An 18,772-nucleotide genomic window follows, 5' to 3' on the forward strand; every position below is an offset into this window, starting at 1 on the left:
ATGAAGGAGTGGATGAAAATGTTAAAACATAAAAAGAAAATAATTATAAGTGTAATTGCTATTTTAGTAAGTGGTATTGCTATTGTTGGTGGATATTATAGTATGGGTTACAATTATGCAAAAAAGAATGAAAACTACACAGAGAAACAAGTTCGTGAAATTTCTTTAGCACATACAAATGGAGAAATTATGAATGTGAAAAAAGAATTCGAATTAGAAGATGACAACTTAGCACAATCTAAATTTGAATATGAAGTGGAAATCAAGACACCTGATAATCTGTTAAATGTTTTAAAGGTTAGTGCTAGAACAGGTACAATAGAAATCGATAAAGAAGATTAAAAAAATATCGCATATTTGAAAAAACTCCTAACAAAATTTGTTAGGAGTTTTTTCATGTTTATACTCTGCTGTTTTAAAAGGGGGACCGCTACAACACGATCAAGCTAATATTTTGATGTCCCCCAAACAAAAATTTTATCTCTTCACAGTTAGTTGTTTATGAGAATAGAGTTCATTTTTTGTGTTTGGATATTCGCTTTTCTTAGCTTGATAGCAATGTGGCTCTACCCCTTATAAACCGTACAAAAATCTTTCAAATAGCTCTAACTTGCACAATGCTTCCCGTTAATATAATACGCTGATTCTGTGAAAACCGTAAATACAACCTCTACTTCTGGAAGTCCAAAATCCATTACATATGTAGTAATGGCCTTGGCAAATCGATCACGAATTTCCTGTCCACGCTCGAACCATTTCACTTCAATAAGAGGAAACGCTTCTATTTCTTCTCCATTGAATACAAACGTAGAACTTGGTAGTTCCAACGTAAAATTATCCGTACCACACTCACAAATCTCTGCGAGCTCTTCTACTAATGGCTTGCTTATGTGTTTTAATTGTTCAGTAGTAATTCCACGAAATACAACATGTGGCATATGAATCCCTCCGTTAGATAGCTTTATATTTGCTCACATCATAACACAATTTATTTTACTGCACTAACATCTATTGGTACATTTCAATGACATTCTTAAGAATGATCATATGTTATTGAAGCAATACATGTATTGTAACTATTTAAAATATTTGAGAGCTCGGTAATTGGGTAAATAAAAAAAGCCTTATCATTCTCCCTGTAAGGAGGCATGAGGGGAGGCCTCTGAAAAAATGAAAATACGTAAATAGTTGGAAATATTTTTATGTTGTAAGGTTTTTAGTTATGAATAATGGAATAAATATTAAGTATTCAACAGTTCAAATAAAACGAGTCATCTTTGTATTTTAAGAAAAAAGATGACTCGTTTTATGCTAAAATTCACTTAGTGTATATTTTCGTTAAATTGTGGGTGGTACCCCTTTTAACAAAACCGGAGTGGAAATGATGAGTATAAACAGTTTTGTGGGATTGATAAAGGACGAATTATTAAAAGAGGTAAGCATAAGAAGTGAGGATGAATTCGAGCCTGTAGTAGTTAATGATATTCCTAGACTTTGGAAGTGTTTAGGGATAGGGAATTATGCCGCAGTATTTATGCATAAAGAATACAAAGATTGGGTAGTGAAAGTTTACGCACGAGAAGGAGAAGGAATTGAAAAAGAGTCAGAAGTATACCAAAGAATCGGAAATCATCCTTCTTATTCGAAGCTTATATATAAAGGAGAAAATTTCATAGTATTGAAACGTTTAAAAGAAATTACTTTATACGATGCCCTTCATAAGGGGATTAAAATTCCTAAGCAGGTGATCTTTGATATCAATGAAGCTTTAGAGTACGCGAGGGAACAAGGATTAACACCTTGTGATGTTCACGGGAAAAATGTGATGATGGAAAACGGAAGGGGATATGTAGTCGATGTATCTGACTTCTTAAAAACAAAAGAAGATAGTAAGTGGAGAGACCTAGAAAAGGCATATTTCACCTTTTATTTTCCTTTCATTTATAAATTTCCTTTCCCTATTAAAATACCGTATTTTATGTTAAATATTGTTAGACGTTCGTATAGAAAATATAAGAAACTTACAAAGAAATTCAAATGGTAAAAGGGCCACATATTTATCTTTAGGTTAGATAAATGAACGACTAGTAAACAAAAGGACCGTACATATTAGACATGTCTAATATGTACGGTCCTAATTTGATTACTTCATGAAGTAATCAGTAAGCTTTACATTTTCTTTTTCACGCAATTATTTATTTTTTCTTCAAGTCCTTTATTCTTTTTTCTCTATCTTTTCAATTCTTCTTTTAAGAGAAGTAATGACGGCATTTTGATTGTTCTCGTTCCATTTAATCTAGGGGGACACAAATACTTTTTCTTGTTGATTTCGCAAGAATGGATGCGTTCTTTGAGCTCTGTATGGTTATACAGTGTGGTTTTACTCACTCCGGCTTCTTTCTGTCACACTCTTGAAGTTAATTATATTTTTCTACGTACGAAATAAAAAGATAAGGACCCCATAATAACAGGTGCAACGAAATCAAAGAAATGGGAAAAATTAAAAGGAAAAAGAAAAAGAAATGGTATAAGTGTATAGATAACTGCTTGTCCTATAAATACAGGGATTCCAAATTGAAATTCTCTACATCGCTTGATTTTTCTGTATAATACTTCCCCAATTAGACAAGCTACAAGAGCCGGTATACTACCATAAGTGACGATCGTTTTAATGAATCCTAATACAACGTTCGGGTGAATAAAGCTAGGATGAGAAATATATGAAATCAAGAACCAGCCAAAAATAAAAGCAAACAGACTTGCAGCATAACTAATTATAAATTTTATCAACGTAACCATCCTCACAGTTTTCTAATAGTAACTCCATTGTATGACATAACGTCCTATTAACAGTAGTCAATGATGCATATAATTTTCATTTTGGGGAGAGGTGCATTTCTTAGCTTGATAACGATGGGATGAGTCCTTAATAGTGACAAATATCCATACTGCTATTAACTGGTTAATTAAAGAAGAATTTGTTCCACAACTCTTAAGTTATTATAATATGAAAAAATGAAATTCTCCTTCTGTAATGTATTCAAATGGCTCAATCTCTGCATCTTATGAACGCTCTTCAATAATACATAAGCAAAATAATTAACTATCCTATGCAAGAAAGTTAGGCTAGTTAATCGCATATGTTTTATTGAAGGGATGTGATTGACTATGGAACGGCCGAATTGGGGAATTGGAGGATTAGTATTCGTTGGCTGCATGTTTCTTGGCGGAGGAGTGGGATCTATATTAGGCGATACTCATGCTGGATGGCTAATTGGGATGGGGGCTGGATTTATTGGGATGGCTTTAACGAGACTGGTCAAAAAGTAACATAACGGAATTCTTCTTCGGGTAAATAAGGAAATATGTATGTAAGTAATTCATGGTATAAGAGCTCTATAAATTATAGTTAGAAACTTCTATTTCTCAGATTTATCCATACATAGATATGATTCTCAAATCGGAGGATGGCACCTTAGGGTGTTTTTTTTATGCTCTCTAAAAATGCCTTACCATATAATAGACTTCGTTAGATTCCGATAATCTTTTTTTGTAATAGAATAGATTCATTACCGTTTCAGACCTAAGTATTCATTCATAACCTAATAGTAAAAGGGGGATGATTCAAGGTATGGCGTGTAATGATGAATTAATTTGTCAACAGTTTGCAAGAATTATCGGTGGCCAAGAAGGATTCGCCGGTGGAAAATGCGTGGCAACAATAAATCGGGAGGAAATACAAGCAACTATCCTAGGAAAACGTTTTAGAGTAACAACTTCCTTCTCATTCGAATCACGAGATAATAAAACTGGACGAGCATTATGTCTAGGCCGGGTAGCGCTCTTACAAAAAGAAGTCAATGGATTTGTTGCTACAATTATTAAACAAGGAATAATCGTTTCGTCTATACACAATGAGTGGTTATGTGATGATCCAAATTTGATTTACGTTAATATTGAAGACGTTGATGATCCGCTAAGTTTCGCAAGGAAAGTTAGAAGAGCTTTATGCAATTAACCAATTTATTTAGTTAAATAAGCAATATAAAAGGATCTTCAATCGAAAGATCCTTTTATACATAAGATGAAGATTTTTCCCGGTATTTCATTAATTAAGTTTAATTGACTAGCAAACGAACGTAATTCCTGTGCACGAATCGATATAATAATCTCCGCTTTTATTGTAGTGTCAGCCTTTTAGTAGAAAATAAAAATATACGACAAATTTTGACAAAGAAAAGCTTATATTTTTGTTATGCTATAAAAGTTATTGATTTGTAATGTATATATAGGAGGATTTTTTAATGTTAAAGAAATTGTTATTTTTTGTACTTTTGAGTTTGTGTGTAATGTCTTTAAGTGCTTGTAAAGGTGATGAAGAAAAATTAAAAGCAGCATCAGATGAGCAAAAAATAGATGAAGATAAAAAAGTAGCGGAGGAAGAAAAACGTAAACAAGAAGAGCAACAAAGAGTAGAAGAAGAGAAGCGTAAACAAGAAGAGCAACAAAGAGTAGAAGAAGAGAAGCGTAAACAAGAAGAGCAACAAAGAGTAGAAGAAGAGAAGCGTAAGCAAGAAGAGCAACAAAGAGCAGAAGAAGAGAAGCGTAAGCAAGAAGAGCAACAAAGAGTAGAGGAAGAAAAACGTAAGCAAGAAGAACAGCAAAGAGTAGAAGAAGAAAAACGTAAACAACAAGAGCAGAAGACTCAGCAACAACAGTCTATACACCAAGAGAGAACACAAAAACAAGAAAAAACAACACAAGCAACAGGTGGGAAACCAACAAGATCACAAATTTCAGTTGGTTCACATGTAGTTATTCAATTGGATAATGACTATAGTAAAACTGTAAGTGGTGTTGTGAAAGACATTTTAACGCATAGTGAAACACATACATACGGCATAAAAGTTCGATTACAAGATGGACAAATTGGCCGTGTTCAAAGTGTTAACTAGTGAGAAAAGATTTGACTACTTTTCAAATAAATAAAAATTACAAAAAAACGGTCCTTTCGTAAAGGTACCGGTTTTTTGTTGTACGAAATTTGTGTTTTGTTGATGTCACCATACCTCTATCAAGTCATTACATACGAGGTAATAGATGTTTTTTATGATTTGAAAGGAGAGGAAACGAACTTGGAGGGAGTATGTTTGAAAAAATTAAAAGGAAATGTTTTTTTATTCTGGGCTATGGATCTATCCACCTGCTCTAATTAACTAAAAGAAGAACTTTCCTATACCGATTAGACTACTAAGCATTCCGATTCCATTCATGGTGCCTTTTCCTACTGTCAGCAAGTTTCCAAGCATTCCTGGCTGACCGTTATTCCCCCATCCCATGGGACTTACCTGTCCTCCCCATCCTGGAGGGTTTCCAAAAATACCCCAGTTATTATTGGTATTAAAAATAAAAGGCTTGGCTGGCGGTGATAGTAAAGCGGCAATATGACCTGGTGCGAACATCCCTGTATGATTGAATGGCTGGGGCCAGGAGAGGGGAGGCTTTTGAAAATTAAAACCTGCATGGCCTTGTAATGGAGTCCAATTAGTGGGATGTCCTTGGGGCATCATCCCTGCATAATGGATTGGCTGACCTAGAGAGAAGGGAGGGGGCTGGGGATTGAAACCCGTATAATTGGCGGGTGAATCCCAACCAAATGGATAGACTCGACAACTCCAATTTTCAGGAACCTTCAAATCATTCATTCCCTTAGCTTTAGCTATTTGTTGCTGTAAATATAATGATGACATTGCAATTTGGTTATTATATTGCTCCCCGTTTCCCTGTGAATTCAAATACCAATATTGGTGCATAAGCTTATTCCCCTCACTTTAAAAATGTAATGTTAGATTTAGCCTATGTAATATTCCTTTTTATGGATGGTTACATAACTAGATTTACAAGCCTGTATTTAAAGGAATAGGTGTATAGACTGGTTGATTTATTCCGCAATTTGTGGGTCATAAGACACCACCCCCCTCAAAATTCAGTGAAAGCGGCTGCCTGTAAAAGTCCGACTGATTAAAGTTTCACTTTATTTTAGAAGGGTATTTTCAGTTGCTCCTTTTGTTCAATTCGGCCTAATTTAATAAACGTGTTTAAACAATAAAAAAGATTTTAAAATGTTAAGTTGAGCAAATAGAATTGCTAAAAAGAGAATATCCATTCGAAGAGTTTGGCAAAATACTGCAAGGATAATGTATTTTTGTGCAGATATACAAACGATTTAAACGAATCAATGGAATTTATAATGAAGGGGCAAATAAATATATGAGTGAAACATTACATAAAAGACAACCACCATATTTAATGCTTGTAATCCTTTTTATTGGAGCATTTGTTTCATTTTTAAATAACTCGCTTTTAAATGTAGCCTTGCCATCGATAATGAAGGATTTAGACATTAAAGATTATTCAACGATTCAGTGGCTTTCTACAGGGTATATGCTTGTAAGTGGTGTATTAATTCCGGCCTCAGCATTTTTAATAACCCGCTTCTCCAATAGGAGCTTATTTATTACATCTATGTTGATTTTTATTCTTGGTACGGGCTTAGCGGCTTTAGCACCGAACTTTGGTTTGTTACTGACTGGCCGAATGGTTCAAGCAGCAGGTTCTTCAGTCATGGGGCCTTTGTTAATGAATATTATGCTAGTAAGCTTTCCAAGAGAAAAAAGGGGAACAGCAATGGGGATTTTTGGGCTAGTTATGATTACTGCTCCAGCAATTGGACCGACACTATCAGGTTATATTGTAGAGTATTATGACTGGCGTTTGCTTTTTGAAATGATATTACCGTTAGCAATCATTAGCTTACTGTTAGGGATTTGGAAATCGGAGAATGTCATGAGGCAAAATAAAAATGCAAAACTTGATTATCTCTCATTATTATTATCTTCTGTCGGTTTTGGCGGTCTGTTGTATGGATTCAGTTCTGCAAGCTCCGATGGTTGGACGAATAAAGTTGTTTTAACAACCTTAAGCATAGGCGCTATTGCCTTAATTGCTTTCATTATCCGCCAATTAAAAATGAATGAACCGTTATTGGATTTACGTGTTTACAAGTACCCAATGTTTGCACTTGCGTCTGTAATTGCAATTGTCAATGCAGTGGCCATGTTTTCGGGTATGATTTTAACACCAGCTTATGTACAAAACGTCCGCGGCATTTCACCGCTGAGCTCTGGGCTGATGATGCTTCCAGGTGCGGTAATAATGGGGATTATGTCACCAATTACAGGTAAACTATTTGATAAATATGGCCCTCGGATTCTTGGTATAGTAGGACTTTCCATTACAGCCGTTTCAACTTATATGCTGGCCAACCTGCAACTCGACTCTAGTCACACACATATTATTCTTATTTACACACTGCGGATGTTTGGGATGGCGATGGTGATGATGCCGCTTATGACAAATGGTCTTAATCAATTGCCAACTCGCTTAAATCCGCACGGTACAGCTGTTAATAATACAGCTCAACAAGTATCTGGGTCAATTGGTACTGCTATTCTTGTTACGATTATGAATTCTGTAACAAAAACAAAAGCTGAAAATCTAATGGCTGATATAGATCCAACAACCTTCACAGAAGCTACGAAGGCAATGTTAACTCAGAAGGCTTTATTATCCGGAATTCAATATTCATTCTATGTAGCGCTTGGCATGAATATTGTTGCACTACTATTAGTCTTTTTCGTTAAACGTGTAGATACAAGCGCGGAAGCTGTCGAGAGGTTAAATCGGTAGAGTAAAATAAAACTTTAGATCATGATTCCTATAAGTTTTTACTGTTTAGTTAGACTATGAAGAAATGCAAATTTTTGCTGCTAAGGCGCTGGTATTTAAATCTGGAAAAGAACCAGTGAAATAATTATATATAGTAAAAAGGATCTGATATTCATATCAGATCCTTTTTCATTAGTAACACAGTATACTTGCTTATCGTATTTGTTTGAATTGACATTAGGAACTACTGGTTTTCCCAATACTACAATCTTTAGCTCTCAATTTCTGATTAGCATCATAATAATACGCTTCATTTTAATTTAGTATTTTCTCTGCAAGTTATAAATGTAATAGCAACAAACAACTTAGATTACAAACCTTATAAGCAAAATCATAATCGTGAATAGTTAGGGAAAAGATAAAATAAGGTAATCAATTACATATCTTTATCCCAGGCGATTCATTGCTATCTTCTTTTTATTGAATGGGATATTTTATTTTATGCTTTTTTGAAAGGGTGTTTTTAATGGATAAAAAAGTATCTGACATTCCTCAACCGAAAACATATGGATTGCTGGGGAATCTCCCATTAATCGATAAAGATAAACCGACCTTATCTTTTATCAAGATAGCGGAAGAGTATGGTCCCATTTTTCAAATTCAAACTTTAAGTGATACCATCATTGTTGTTTCTGGACATGAACTGGTAGCAGAAGTCTGTGACGAAACAAGATTTGATAAAAGTATAGAGGGTGCTTTAGCGAAAGTTCGCGCCTTTGCTGGAGACGGATTATTTACAAGTGAGACTCATGAGCCTAACTGGAAAAAAGCTCATAATATTTTGATGCCTACATTCAGCCAACGGGCAATGAAAGATTATCATGCTATGATGGTCGATCTTGCCGTACAACTCGTTCAAAAATGGGCACGGCTTAATCCGAATGAAAGCGTAGATGTACCGGAGGATATGACTCGCCTTACATTGGATACAATTGGTCTATGTGGTTTTAATTATCGATTTAATAGCTTTTATCGTGAGACCCCTCATCCTTTTATTACTAGCATGAGCCGTGCTCTAGATGAGGCGATGCACCAATTACAGCGGCTGGATATAGAAGACAAACTCATGTGGAGAACGAAACGTCAATTTCAGCATGATATTCAATCTATGTTTTCTTTAGTAGATAATATTATTGCTGAACGTAAAAGTAGTGGAAATCAGGAAGAAAATGATTTACTTTCCCGTATGTTAAATGTGCAGGATCCGGAAACTGGTGAAAAATTAGATGATGAAAATATTCGTTTCCAAATTATCACTTTTTTAATAGCTGGGCATGAAACAACAAGTGGATTATTATCTTTTGCAATCTATTTTTTATTAAAGAATCCAGATAAATTGAAAAAAGCCTATGAAGAAGTAGATAGGGTTTTGACAGATCATACTCCAACATACCAACAAGTTATGAAACTAAAGTATATCCGGATGATTTTAAATGAATCGCTACGTCTATGGCCTACTGCTCCAGCATTCAGTCTCTATGCAAAAGAAGATACAGTAATTGGTGGGAAATATCCGATTAAGAAAGGAGAAGATCGTATTTCTGTTCTTATTCCACAGTTACATAGGGATAAAGACGCGTGGGGAGACAACGTGGAAGAATTCCAACCTGAACGATTTGAAGATCTGGATAAGGTTCCTCATCATGCTTATAAGCCATTTGGAAATGGTCAACGGGCATGTATCGGTATGCAGTTTGCACTTCATGAAGCCACACTTGTAATGGGAATGCTTCTTCAACATTTTGAATTCATTGATTATCAAGACTATCAGCTGGACGTAAAACAAACATTAACGCTAAAGCCTGGTGATTTTAAAATTAGGATTCTACCCCGAAATCAAACTATGAGCCATACTACTGTTCTTGCGCCTATAGAGGAGAAACTGAAAAACCATGAAATTAAGCAGCAAGTTCAGAAGACTCCTTCTATTATTGGAGCCGATAATCTTTCGCTTCTTGTTCTGTATGGCTCGGATACAGGGGTAGCAGAAGGTATTGCAAGAGAACTAGCAGATACAGCTAGTTTAGAAGGTGTTCAAACGGAAGTGGTAGCTCTTAACGATCGAATTGGAAGTCTGCCAAAAGAAGGGGCGGTTCTTATTGTAACTTCTTCTTATAATGGAAAACCACCAAGTAATGCAGGGCAGTTTGTGCAATGGTTGGAAGAATTAAAACCGGATGAGCTAAAAGGTGTTCAATACGCAGTTTTTGGTTGTGGAGATCATAATTGGGCGAGTACTTATCAGCGAATTCCAAGATACATTGATGAGCAAATGGCTCAAAAAGGAGCAACAAGATTTTCTAAACGCGGGGAAGCGGATGCAAGTGGTGATTTTGAGGAACAGCTCGAGCAATGGAAACAAAGTATGTGGTCTGATGCGATGAAGGCATTTGGGTTGGAACTTAACAAAAACATGGAGAAAGAACGCAGTACATTAAGTTTACAATTTGTTAGTCGTCTTGGAGGATCTCCTCTTGCGCGAACATATGAAGCGGTTTATGCAACTATACTAGAAAATCGAGAGCTTCAATCATCTAGCAGCGAAAGAAGCACACGACATATTGAGATATCTTTGCCAGAAGGTGCTACGTATCAAGAAGGAGACCACCTTGGGGTGCTGCCAATTAATAGTGAGAAAAATGTCAACCGAATTTTAAAACGCTTTGAATTAAACGGGAAAGATCAAGTCATATTGAGCGCAAGTGGGCGTAGTGTAAATCACATACCTTTAGACAGTCCTGTTAGTTTATATGACCTTCTTAGTTATAGTGTAGAAGTGCAAGAAGCAGCCACTCGAGCACAAATACGAGAAATGGTGACATTCACAGCATGCCCTCCTCATAAAAAGGAATTGGAATCATTATTGGAAGAGGGAGTTTATCATGAACAAATATTAAAGAAACGTATGTCAATGTTGGATCTTCTTGAAAAGTATGAGGCTTGTGAAATCCGATTTGAACGCTTTTTAGAACTTCTTCCTGCGCTCAAACCGCGTTACTATTCTATTTCAAGCTCTCCACTCGTTGCACAGGATCGTCTGAGCATTACGGTTGGTGTTGTTAATGCACCTGCATGGAGTGGGGTAGGGACATATGAAGGAGTCGCTTCTAATTATTTAGCTCAGCGTCATAATAAAGATGAGATTATTTGTTTCATTCGAACGCCACAATCAAACTTTCAATTACCTGAAAATCCAGAAACACCAATTATCATGGTTGGACCAGGTACTGGAATTGCACCATTCCGTGGATTCTTACAAGCACGACGTGTTCAAAAGCAAAAAGGTATGAACTTAGGACAAGCACATCTATATTTTGGTTGTCGTCATCCTGAAAAGGATTATCTCTATCGTACAGAACTAGAAAATGATGAAAGAGATGGATTAATCTCTTTACACACAGCTTTTTCTCGCCTAGAAGGATATCCTAAAACATATGTACAGCATTTAATAAAACAAGATAGAATCAATTTAATTTCGTTATTAGATAATGGAGCTCATCTTTATATATGTGGTGATGGAAGTAAAATGGCTCCTGATGTAGAAGACACCCTTTGTCAAGCGTATCAAGAAATTCATGAAGTCAGTGAACAAGAAGCAAGGAATTGGTTGGATCGTGTGCAAGATGAAGGGCGATATGGAAAAGATGTTTGGGCTGGTATATGAATTATTCTTAATTAGATAAGTAATATTTCATTCACGAACTTCTTTCGACTAAATATAACTGTAAACAAAATAAACTGATTGATAAAACCCTGTATTTTTTATTGAATATGGGGTTTCTTATTTTTAAATAAAAGGGACGTATATGTTGATTCAAAATCCAATAACTTTTACGCTTTATATACACAACACGGTAGATTTGAAGTACTTAATAAAAAGGGGAAACATCAGGGAGAAGTTGACGTTAATTTAAACTCAATAAAATGCGTAATTGTTGTTACTCATTCACAAGAAGTTGCAAAAAAATCAGATCGAGCATTTTATTTAAGTAAAATGAAGTTAGTAGTAAACGAAATAATAGTTAAGAAAAGCTATTTTTGTCCTCAATTAACATAATTTTCAAAAATATACAGATGTTAATATTTGTTATATGATATATTTGTCAAAGTACTATTCCTGTAGTTTCTATGATGAATCTGTAAGATAGTTTGTCTGTCCCATATATTCACCTTAAACTAAAAAGAACTTGCAGAGATTCCTACAAGTTCTTTTTAGTTTAAGGGTTGAATGTGGATTTGAAATAAAGAAACGATTTTTTGAGAGGAGAAAAGTAAATGTTTATAAGAGCAGAAAGATTATTAATACGAAATTTTGAGTTCAAAGATTGGCAAGCTGTCCATGAGTATACATCAGATAGTAATGTTATGAAATACATACCCGAAGGGATTTTTACTGAAGAAGATACAAGAAACTTTGTAAATAGAAATATGGGTGAAAATGCAGAGAACTTTCCTGTGATACTGGTAGATGAAAATATTCTGATTGGTCATATTGTTTTTCATAAATATTTTGGTGAGCATACTTACGAGATTGGGTGGGTATTCAATCCTAAATATTTCAATAAAGGATATGCTTCTGAAGCAGCACAAGCTACATTAAAATATGGGTTTAAGGAAATGAAATTACATAGAATTATAGCTACATGTCAACCACAAAATACCCCATCATATCGATTGATGGAGAAAATTGGAATGAGAAGAGAAGGATATTTTAGAAAGTGTATACCCCATGGAAATGAATGGTGGGATGAATATTATTACGCTATTTTAGAAGAAGAGTAGTGTCTCAGAACGCATTGTTTAAGTCAAAATCATAATTAAAATTGTGCGATCTTTTTTTGAGAATTATACCCATCAAGCTAACAATATATAAGTTTAATTTCATGTAAGATTTTTTCTTTTTCTAAAGATCCAGTGCAAGTTCTTTAAAAGTTTGCATACAAATAAACCCTATCAGACTTCAATTTTTTTGATTACGCTACATGATTGTGAGACATAGAAAAGTTATATACGACGCCTAAGATATCAAAGACTGTTTCCCTCTCATATCTATGGGATTTTTGTCCGTTTTTCTGTAAGTGATTAAACAGACGAAACAATATCTTTGTTAATTATTAGGTATCTTTTTGTAAGGCTCTTTTCGTAAAGATTTTTTCTTTTAATTAAAATAAAAGTTAATTTTCTTAATACGGTATAATATCTACAGCAGATTATTCAGCAAACGGGCAGGATTGTGAAAGTATTGAGTTCGAGATATCTTCCTAAAAAACATTACTATAATAAAAGGATGATAAAATTTTTATGGTTAGTATGATAATTTGGAAACAGAAGTCAGCTTAATCTATGAAACCCTTATCAGAGGAGTGATGTAAGTGAAACAAAATGTTTACGATAATCTGAATTTCTTCAAAAACTATACAGCGTTGCGTGAAAGTGGAATAAACGCTAATGACTTCATAGAACAGCCAGCAATCAAATCATTAATTCTGTGTTTGAAAGGAAAATCGGTATTAGACTTGGGTTGCGGTGATGGTCATTTTTCAAAGTATTGTATAGAAAATGGTGCAAAAAACGTAATAGGTGTAGATATATCCAAAAATATGATTGAACGTGCTAAAAAGTTAAATCAGGATGATAACATAGAATTTATGTGTCTTCCTATGGAGGATATGGGACTAACCAATCAAAAGTTCGACCTGATTATAAGTTCCCTCTCTATACATTACATTGAAGATTACTCGGCAATGATTCAAAAGATTAATGAATTATTAAAAAGTGGTGGTGAATTTATCTTTTCAACCGAACACCCAATAGCAACAGCTCGCAAAGGAAGCAACCATTGGATAAAAACTGAGGATGGTAATAAATCACACTGGGCGTTAGATAATTATCAAGAAGAAGGAATCAGAGTACACAACTGGTTTGTTGACGATAGTGTGGTTATTTATCATAGAACTGTTGCCACATTAATAAATACTTTAATTGAACACGGGCTTTCGCTGGATAAAATAATCGAACCGCAATCAACTTTGGCAGGGATAGAGAAAATGCCAGATTTAATAAACGAATCGCGAAGTCCATCTTTTATTATAATCAAGTCAAAAAAAACAAAATAATATTTAAAAATATCTACCGCAATCTGGGAGCTTTTATTGAATTACGAAAACAGCCGTTTCACTAAGGAATGGCTGTTTTTTTTAAAATAACCTAAAGCCGTTAAACTGTATGCGTTCAAGTTGCTATCATTTTTTAATTATTTTATAAAAGAGGTTGTGAAAATACAGGTGAAATTTCAAATGAGTGCAGGAATAATTGCAGCACTCATTTAAGGTATTACCTGCAATCGAATTGAAAATATTGCCCATAGGAGTGAGTGGAAATGGCATATTTATTACAAGTTGATTTTCCGTTTGAAGGTCCTTTTGGTGAAGCAATGGAAAAAGCATTTAGGGATTTAGCAAAAAGTATTAATAAAGAAGACGGATTCCACTGGAAAATATGGACGGAGAATCAAGAAACGAAAGAAGCAGGAGGCATCTATGTATTTGAAGAAAAACAAGATGCTGAAAAATACGCGGAAATGCACAGGAATAGACTTCAGGCATCTGGTATTAAAGATATTAGAGTAAGAATTTTTCACATCAATGAAAAGTTAACTAAACTGAATCGTGGTTATAGTAAATAATAAAGGACATGTAATTCAAAAAAGAAGGGGATAATCCCTTCTTTTTTTGAATTCTTCTTTACTAGGATTTCTAGAAATTTGAACTGGTGTTGTGAATGAATTTTAAGGTGTTGAAACAAAATAGACCCACTTGAGCAAAAAAACTTGCAAAACTAAAAAAAGAGATGTATATTAATTGACGCATCAATTATTGATATGTCAACTATTTTCGGCTAGAAAGAATTGGTGAGAAGTTTGAAGAATGCGTTGGTATTAGTCAATCTCGATTGGAATTGCTCGCTATGTATCAACTATGCTTCTATTTATCGATCAAGCACCTGACGTAGGGAATCGTTTCCTAGTTGATAGAATTCACAGTTGAAATAATATAGAACTGATATTAAGGAGAGAGGGGGTAGAATGGTATGGAAATAATCGCAGCTATTTTAGTCGGGATTGTAGCATTAGAACATTTGTTTATCATGATCCTCGAAATGTTTTTTATTAATTCAAAAGTAGCGAAACGTGCTTTCAAATTACCGAAGCATTTAGAAGGAGATAAAAACGTAGCTGTTATGTTTGCAAACCAAGGGTTATATAATGGATTTTTAGCCGCTGGTCTCATTTGGGGACTTATAATTGGGTTTAACTCAATTGGTTATATGGTTCAATTATTTTTCGTGATTTGTGTGGTGATCGCCGCCATTTTTGGAGGTTTCACATCTAATAAATCAATTATTGTGAAACAAGGACTTCCAGCTATTTTAGCATTGGTTGCTCTTTTATCTATGATGTAGAAAAAATTTTTTCAATAAAAGAAACAATCTTTCCTAAAAATGACTTTGCATACTTTTAACTTTGTAGGTATGTGGCGCTACCCTCAGTAAGAAAAGAAATAGGAAAAACGTCTTATTTCTTCTTATTAATATAATAAAATGTAATGACTAAATCCAAAGTAATGATAATAATTAGAAGTAACAAGTGTATAAGCGCATCAGTTTTTCCGTTTAATAAAGACTTTATAAAGAAATCCCATTCTGTTTCATAGGGAGGATCTGACCAATTTCGTTGCATTCCTAGCACTATTCCATTTACAAAAAAGATAATGCTTAATAGGATTCTTCCAACAAATACGGCAGCTACTTTTAAATTCCAATGCTTTATCTTAATTACATACAGAATAGGGAATAGTATAAGTATCCAAAAAATAATAATATAGATTGTATTTACCATTCTTTACTCCTAATAAAATGATTGTTTTTAATATAGGTGATTTTTTGGGGTGAAGATATGTTTCATTAAAAACAAGGGCCGGAATCCCGGCTCTTTTTCTATCTTAAAGTCTTACTTTATCCCGCATTAACGGGCAGTAAGACCCCCACCTCAAAATTCAGAGGAAGCAAAGAAGTTAGGTGGGGGATCAACTGCCCGTAAAAGCCCGATTGGTTCAACTAATAATCAGTGGTGGATGAACAAAACCCCCACTGATTAAAGTTTCACTTTATCTCTCCGTTTCAAAAAACTCAATCCATTCTCCGTCAGGACCAGCGAAGAATATGTAACGTGTTCCATCTGGTAATGTTTCAATTTCTTCTCCTAGTAGAAAGGTTACTTTTTGTTTCTTTAGTCTTTCGATTTCATCCTCTAATGAATCCACTTTAAAGCAAATGTGATGTACTTTTCCTTCTGCCGGAAGAGAAGAGTTATAACCTTCAATGAGTTCGAGTATCGTTTCCTTCGATTCTTCTACACCTAAAAAAGCGAGTTTTAAGTCTGGATTCGGGTGCCCCATACGTTTAATGAGCTGTAAGCCAACTACTTCTTCATAAAATGAAATAGATGTTTCTAAGTTTGCAACCATAAGTCCAACGTGTTCGATTCTTCTAACTGGCATGTAGATTCCTTCTTTCTGAAAATTATATACAATATATTATTGAAAATTAAGAAAATAATCAAGATAAAAACCTTACAAATTTTAGCGTGTTATATGGTATAGTGAGAAAGTATGTTTGGGGAGAAGGAAGGAGATTATACGATGAATACACCTACTCAAACTCCTTCATTATCGGCAACGATGAAAGAGTGGCATTATGCATTAGCGTATGAAATTAAACATTGGAAAACGATAGGTGGTAGTAAAATTTCTATCATGAACGGTCGTTTTTTATATACAGATTATGAAAGTACAGTATACGTATTTCAGCTCATATCGGAAGTAAGCTTACCGGAAGGTTCACCAATTCGAATTGAGTTTGATGGTGAGGAAGCGACAGGAGAAGTATTATCTGTACATGGATTAGAAATAGAACTGAAATTAAATGATTATATACAAGGTGAAATACGAGAAGCTGTTTTATACAGTGAACCGTGGCAATTGTTAGAGCAACTACAAGAGCGATTGAAAGAGGCACATAAAGATAAGCTAAAACGTAGTCGTATAAAGCGTCTTGTTGATGGGACGAGCAGTCCAAAACATATTGAGAAGATGAAAAATCCGAAAAATGAATTGGCGTATCGTTCATTTTACAATCCGACAACGTACGTGTGGGGACCACCTGGAACAGGGAAGTCTTACAATTTATCACGTATTATTTCGGCTCATTATCAAAAAGGAAAATCGGTACTTGTATTAGCTCATAGTAACGCGGCAGTAGACGTATTAATGAGTGAAGTAACGAAGCAAATTGAGAAGAAAAAGAAATGGACACCTGGCGAAATTGTTCGTTACGGTTATAGTCAACATGAACATATACGAAATCATGAAACATTACTTACGTCGAAGCTAGTTGAAACGACGAACGGATCATGGGGAGAAGAAAGACTCTATTTAGAGGAAACACGACAAGATCTTCGTGAAAAGATTTTATCATATAAAGCGACTTCTGCTGATAAGAAGCGTATACAAGAGATTGAAAGTGATCTTCGAAAGCAAAAAGCGAAAATTAAAGAAGTAGAAAAAGAATATATTGAAAATGCAAAAGTAATCGGCGCAACTTTATCGAAATGTGCCATTGATTCACTTATTTATGAGCGTACATTTGATTTAGTTGTCGTAGATGAAGTGAGTATGGCATATGTTCCGCAAATTGCATTAGCTGCTTCACTTGGAAAACGTATCGTCGTTTGTGGGGACTTTTTACAGTTACCTCCAATTGCGATGGCGAACCATGAACTCGTTCGAAAATGGCTTGGGGAAGATATGTTTTACCATGCAGGGATTGTTGATTCTGTCAATAAATCAGAAGCACATCCAAACCTATTTATGCTGCAGGAACAAAGACGTATGCATGCGGATATATCGAAGTTTACAAACTCATTTATTTATAAAAATAGAGTATACGATCATCCGTCTGTTTCAGAACGTAAAGAACTTGCGAAACTACAACCGTTCGCAAATGAGGCAAGTGTTTTATTTGATACGAGCTTAATGGGAGCCTTTTCGTTAAAGGACGCTGCTTCTGGTTCTCGATTTAACATTATGTCTGGTTTAGTAGCGATGCAAATGATGTTAATCGGGCTGTTAGATGGTGTTCAATCGATTGGTGTTGTTACACCTTACAGGGCACAATCCCGCTTTTTATCAACGTGTATTAGAGAAATGTTGCAGAGAACGAAATATCAAAACATACCAGTTTTAGCGGCGACGGTTCATAAGTTTCAAGGGTCTGAAAGAGATATGATGATTTTTGATACGGTTGATAGTTATCCGCAAGAACGACCTGGCGTGTTATTCTTTGACCATAAAAACCATCGCCTCGTCAACGTTGCAGTAACGAGAGCGAGAGGGAAGTTCATTCAATTATCAGATTGCCATTATATGCGTAAAAACTTATCGAGAAAACAAGCGTTATCACAATTAACAGCTCATATAGAACGACACGGAGATGTGTATGATCGTACGACATCAAGACAATTGTGGGAACGGAAAATTTCGAAACGTTTACGTTGGTTTATGGAAATGAATCTTGAAGAGCCGAAAGGACTATTGAAAGATATTTTGGCCGCAAAACGAAAAATTATTATTTCACTTCCAAGCACAAAACAAGTGGATAAGCGAGTATGGCAAGCGTTAATGCGTACAAATGCGCAAATAACAGTGTATAGTGATGGACCAGTTCCATTAAAAAATGTAAAGTTACAAAGGCAAAATAAAGCATTCCCGTTTATCGTAATCGATGATGAAATCTTTTGGGCAGGCGCACCGCTCACATCACAAATGATATTTGAAGGTAGTATGGAATTTCCGTACGTATGTGCAAGATTACAAGTACCGGAAACAATTGGTGTGTTAAAAGGATTTTTAGATATTCGGTAAATTCG

17 protein-coding genes are annotated in these 18,772 nt (G+C 34.9%); 12 read left to right on the forward strand and 5 right to left on the reverse strand.

From position 1 onward, the window contains the following. Positions 1-18 precede the first annotated feature (18 nt). On the forward strand, positions 19-342 hold the full coding sequence (locus AABL52_RS11495) for a PepSY domain-containing protein (RefSeq protein WP_341519431.1): 324 nt from the start codon (positions 19-21) through the stop codon (positions 340-342). Positions 343-605: 263 nt separating this feature from the next. On the opposite strand, the gene AABL52_RS11500 is transcribed toward AABL52_RS11495, so the two are convergent. Continuing rightward, a complete protein-coding gene (locus AABL52_RS11500) occupies positions 606-938 on the reverse strand; it encodes a DUF1904 family protein (RefSeq protein WP_001120954.1) in 333 nt (110 codons plus the stop codon). 446 nt (positions 939-1,384) lie between these two features. Here AABL52_RS11500 and AABL52_RS11505 point away from each other — a divergent pair, with 446 nt between their 5' ends. After that, complete coding sequence (locus tag AABL52_RS11505; RefSeq protein WP_120450488.1) at positions 1,385-2,044, forward strand: serine/threonine protein kinase; 660 nt, start codon at positions 1,385-1,387, stop codon at positions 2,042-2,044. A 377-nt stretch (positions 2,045-2,421) separates the two neighbouring features. On the opposite strand, the gene AABL52_RS11510 is transcribed toward AABL52_RS11505, so the two are convergent. Beyond that, the gene (locus tag AABL52_RS11510) at positions 2,422-2,799 is read right to left on the reverse strand and encodes a hypothetical protein (protein ID WP_341519432.1); all 378 of its coding nucleotides are present in this window, start codon (positions 2,797-2,799) and stop codon (positions 2,422-2,424) included. A gap of 369 nt (positions 2,800-3,168) precedes the next feature. Between AABL52_RS11510 and AABL52_RS11515 the strand changes: the two genes are divergently transcribed. The 3 genes from AABL52_RS11515 (at position 3,169) to AABL52_RS11525 (ending at position 4,955) form a co-directional block, all read left to right on the forward strand. After that, positions 3,169-3,330 (forward strand): hypothetical protein, encoded by a 162-nt coding sequence (locus tag AABL52_RS11515; RefSeq protein ID WP_000441004.1) that lies wholly within the window; start codon positions 3,169-3,171, stop codon positions 3,328-3,330. Positions 3,331-3,619: 289 nt separating this feature from the next. After that, entirely contained in the window at positions 3,620-4,018 is a 399-nt protein-coding gene (locus AABL52_RS11520) for a DUF1259 domain-containing protein (RefSeq protein ID WP_002072351.1), read from the forward strand. 286 nt (positions 4,019-4,304) lie between these two features. Then, positions 4,305-4,955 carry a YwbE family protein gene (locus AABL52_RS11525; protein ID WP_341519433.1) on the forward strand — a complete coding sequence of 217 codons (651 nt, stop codon included), beginning with the start codon at positions 4,305-4,307 and terminating at the stop codon, positions 4,953-4,955. A gap of 261 nt (positions 4,956-5,216) precedes the next feature. Here AABL52_RS11525 and AABL52_RS11530 read toward each other — a convergent pair whose 3' ends face one another. Then, positions 5,217-5,813, reverse strand: a complete 597-nt coding sequence (locus tag AABL52_RS11530) for a hypothetical protein (protein ID WP_341519434.1) — start codon at positions 5,811-5,813, stop codon at positions 5,217-5,219. 457 nt (positions 5,814-6,270) lie between these two features. On the opposite strand from AABL52_RS11530, the gene AABL52_RS11535 reads away from it, so the two are divergent. The 6 genes from AABL52_RS11535 to AABL52_RS11565 all read left to right on the forward strand — a co-directional run bounded on the left by AABL52_RS11535 (position 6,271) and on the right by AABL52_RS11565 (position 15,249). Then, on the forward strand, positions 6,271-7,749 hold the full coding sequence (locus AABL52_RS11535) for a DHA2 family efflux MFS transporter permease subunit (protein WP_341519435.1): 1,479 nt from the start codon (positions 6,271-6,273) through the stop codon (positions 7,747-7,749). A gap of 505 nt (positions 7,750-8,254) precedes the next feature. After that, positions 8,255-11,452, forward strand: a complete 3,198-nt coding sequence (gene cypD / locus AABL52_RS11540; RefSeq protein WP_341519436.1) for a bifunctional P-450/NADPH--P450 reductase — start codon at positions 8,255-8,257, stop codon at positions 11,450-11,452. Positions 11,453-12,063: 611 nt separating this feature from the next. After that, a complete protein-coding gene (locus AABL52_RS11545; RefSeq protein ID WP_341519437.1) occupies positions 12,064-12,570 on the forward strand; it encodes a GNAT family N-acetyltransferase in 507 nt (168 codons plus the stop codon). Positions 12,571-13,160: 590 nt separating this feature from the next. Continuing rightward, positions 13,161-13,904, forward strand: coding sequence for a class I SAM-dependent methyltransferase (locus AABL52_RS11555; RefSeq protein ID WP_097843167.1), 744 nt, complete (start codon positions 13,161-13,163; stop codon positions 13,902-13,904). 263 nt (positions 13,905-14,167) lie between these two features. Then, positions 14,168-14,473 (forward strand): monooxygenase, encoded by a 306-nt coding sequence (locus AABL52_RS11560; RefSeq protein WP_341519438.1) that lies wholly within the window; start codon positions 14,168-14,170, stop codon positions 14,471-14,473. A gap of 404 nt (positions 14,474-14,877) precedes the next feature. Next, complete coding sequence (locus tag AABL52_RS11565; protein ID WP_000402482.1) at positions 14,878-15,249, forward strand: DUF1304 domain-containing protein; 372 nt, start codon at positions 14,878-14,880, stop codon at positions 15,247-15,249. Positions 15,250-15,361: 112 nt separating this feature from the next. Here AABL52_RS11565 and AABL52_RS11570 read toward each other — a convergent pair whose 3' ends face one another. Both AABL52_RS11570 and AABL52_RS11575 read right to left on the reverse strand, forming a co-directional pair. Further along, positions 15,362-15,685, reverse strand: coding sequence for a hypothetical protein (locus AABL52_RS11570; protein ID WP_000248329.1), 324 nt, complete (start codon positions 15,683-15,685; stop codon positions 15,362-15,364). Between the two features lie 268 nt (positions 15,686-15,953). Further along, positions 15,954-16,346 carry a VOC family protein gene (locus AABL52_RS11575; protein WP_001145281.1) on the reverse strand — a complete coding sequence of 131 codons (393 nt, stop codon included), beginning with the start codon at positions 16,344-16,346 and terminating at the stop codon, positions 15,954-15,956. A 111-nt stretch (positions 16,347-16,457) separates the two neighbouring features. Here AABL52_RS11575 and AABL52_RS11580 point away from each other — a divergent pair, with 111 nt between their 5' ends. After that, positions 16,458-18,767, forward strand: a complete 2,310-nt coding sequence (locus AABL52_RS11580; RefSeq protein ID WP_341519439.1) for an AAA domain-containing protein — start codon at positions 16,458-16,460, stop codon at positions 18,765-18,767. The last annotated feature ends 5 nt before the right edge of the window (positions 18,768-18,772 follow it).

Source organism: Bacillus paramobilis, assembly GCF_038096195.1.
In the GTDB taxonomy this organism is placed as follows: Bacteria; Bacillota; Bacilli; order Bacillales; family Bacillaceae_G; genus Bacillus_A; species Bacillus_A mobilis.

What these genes read in the sequence shown, in the direction of transcription:
- AABL52_RS11500 (WP_001120954.1), bottom strand. Translation starts at nt 938, where the DNA reads ATGCCACATGTTGTATTTCGTGGAATTACTACTGAACAATTAAAACAC.
- AABL52_RS11565 (WP_000402482.1), top strand. Translation starts at nt 14,878, where the DNA reads ATGGAAATAATCGCAGCTATTTTAGTCGGGATTGTAGCATTAGAACAT.
- AABL52_RS11580 (WP_341519439.1), top strand. Translation starts at nt 16,458, where the DNA reads ATGTTTGGGGAGAAGGAAGGAGATTATACGATGAATACACCTACTCAA.
- AABL52_RS11560 (WP_341519438.1), top strand. Translation starts at nt 14,168, where the DNA reads ATGGCATATTTATTACAAGTTGATTTTCCGTTTGAAGGTCCTTTTGGT.
- AABL52_RS11520 (WP_002072351.1), top strand. Translation starts at nt 3,620, where the DNA reads ATGATTCAAGGTATGGCGTGTAATGATGAATTAATTTGTCAACAGTTT.
- AABL52_RS11495 (WP_341519431.1), top strand. Translation starts at nt 19, where the DNA reads ATGTTAAAACATAAAAAGAAAATAATTATAAGTGTAATTGCTATTTTA.
- AABL52_RS11530 (WP_341519434.1), bottom strand. Translation starts at nt 5,813, where the DNA reads ATGCACCAATATTGGTATTTGAATTCACAGGGAAACGGGGAGCAATAT.
- AABL52_RS11505 (WP_120450488.1), top strand. Translation starts at nt 1,385, where the DNA reads ATGAGTATAAACAGTTTTGTGGGATTGATAAAGGACGAATTATTAAAA.
- AABL52_RS11570 (WP_000248329.1), bottom strand. Translation starts at nt 15,685, where the DNA reads ATGGTAAATACAATCTATATTATTATTTTTTGGATACTTATACTATTC.
- AABL52_RS11525 (WP_341519433.1), top strand. Translation starts at nt 4,305, where the DNA reads ATGTTAAAGAAATTGTTATTTTTTGTACTTTTGAGTTTGTGTGTAATG.
- cypD (WP_341519436.1), top strand. Translation starts at nt 8,255, where the DNA reads ATGGATAAAAAAGTATCTGACATTCCTCAACCGAAAACATATGGATTG.
- AABL52_RS11545 (WP_341519437.1), top strand. Translation starts at nt 12,064, where the DNA reads ATGTTTATAAGAGCAGAAAGATTATTAATACGAAATTTTGAGTTCAAA.
- AABL52_RS11515 (WP_000441004.1), top strand. Translation starts at nt 3,169, where the DNA reads ATGGAACGGCCGAATTGGGGAATTGGAGGATTAGTATTCGTTGGCTGC.
- AABL52_RS11510 (WP_341519432.1), bottom strand. Translation starts at nt 2,799, where the DNA reads ATGGTTACGTTGATAAAATTTATAATTAGTTATGCTGCAAGTCTGTTT.
- AABL52_RS11535 (WP_341519435.1), top strand. Translation starts at nt 6,271, where the DNA reads ATGAGTGAAACATTACATAAAAGACAACCACCATATTTAATGCTTGTA.
- AABL52_RS11575 (WP_001145281.1), bottom strand. Translation starts at nt 16,346, where the DNA reads ATGCCAGTTAGAAGAATCGAACACGTTGGACTTATGGTTGCAAACTTA.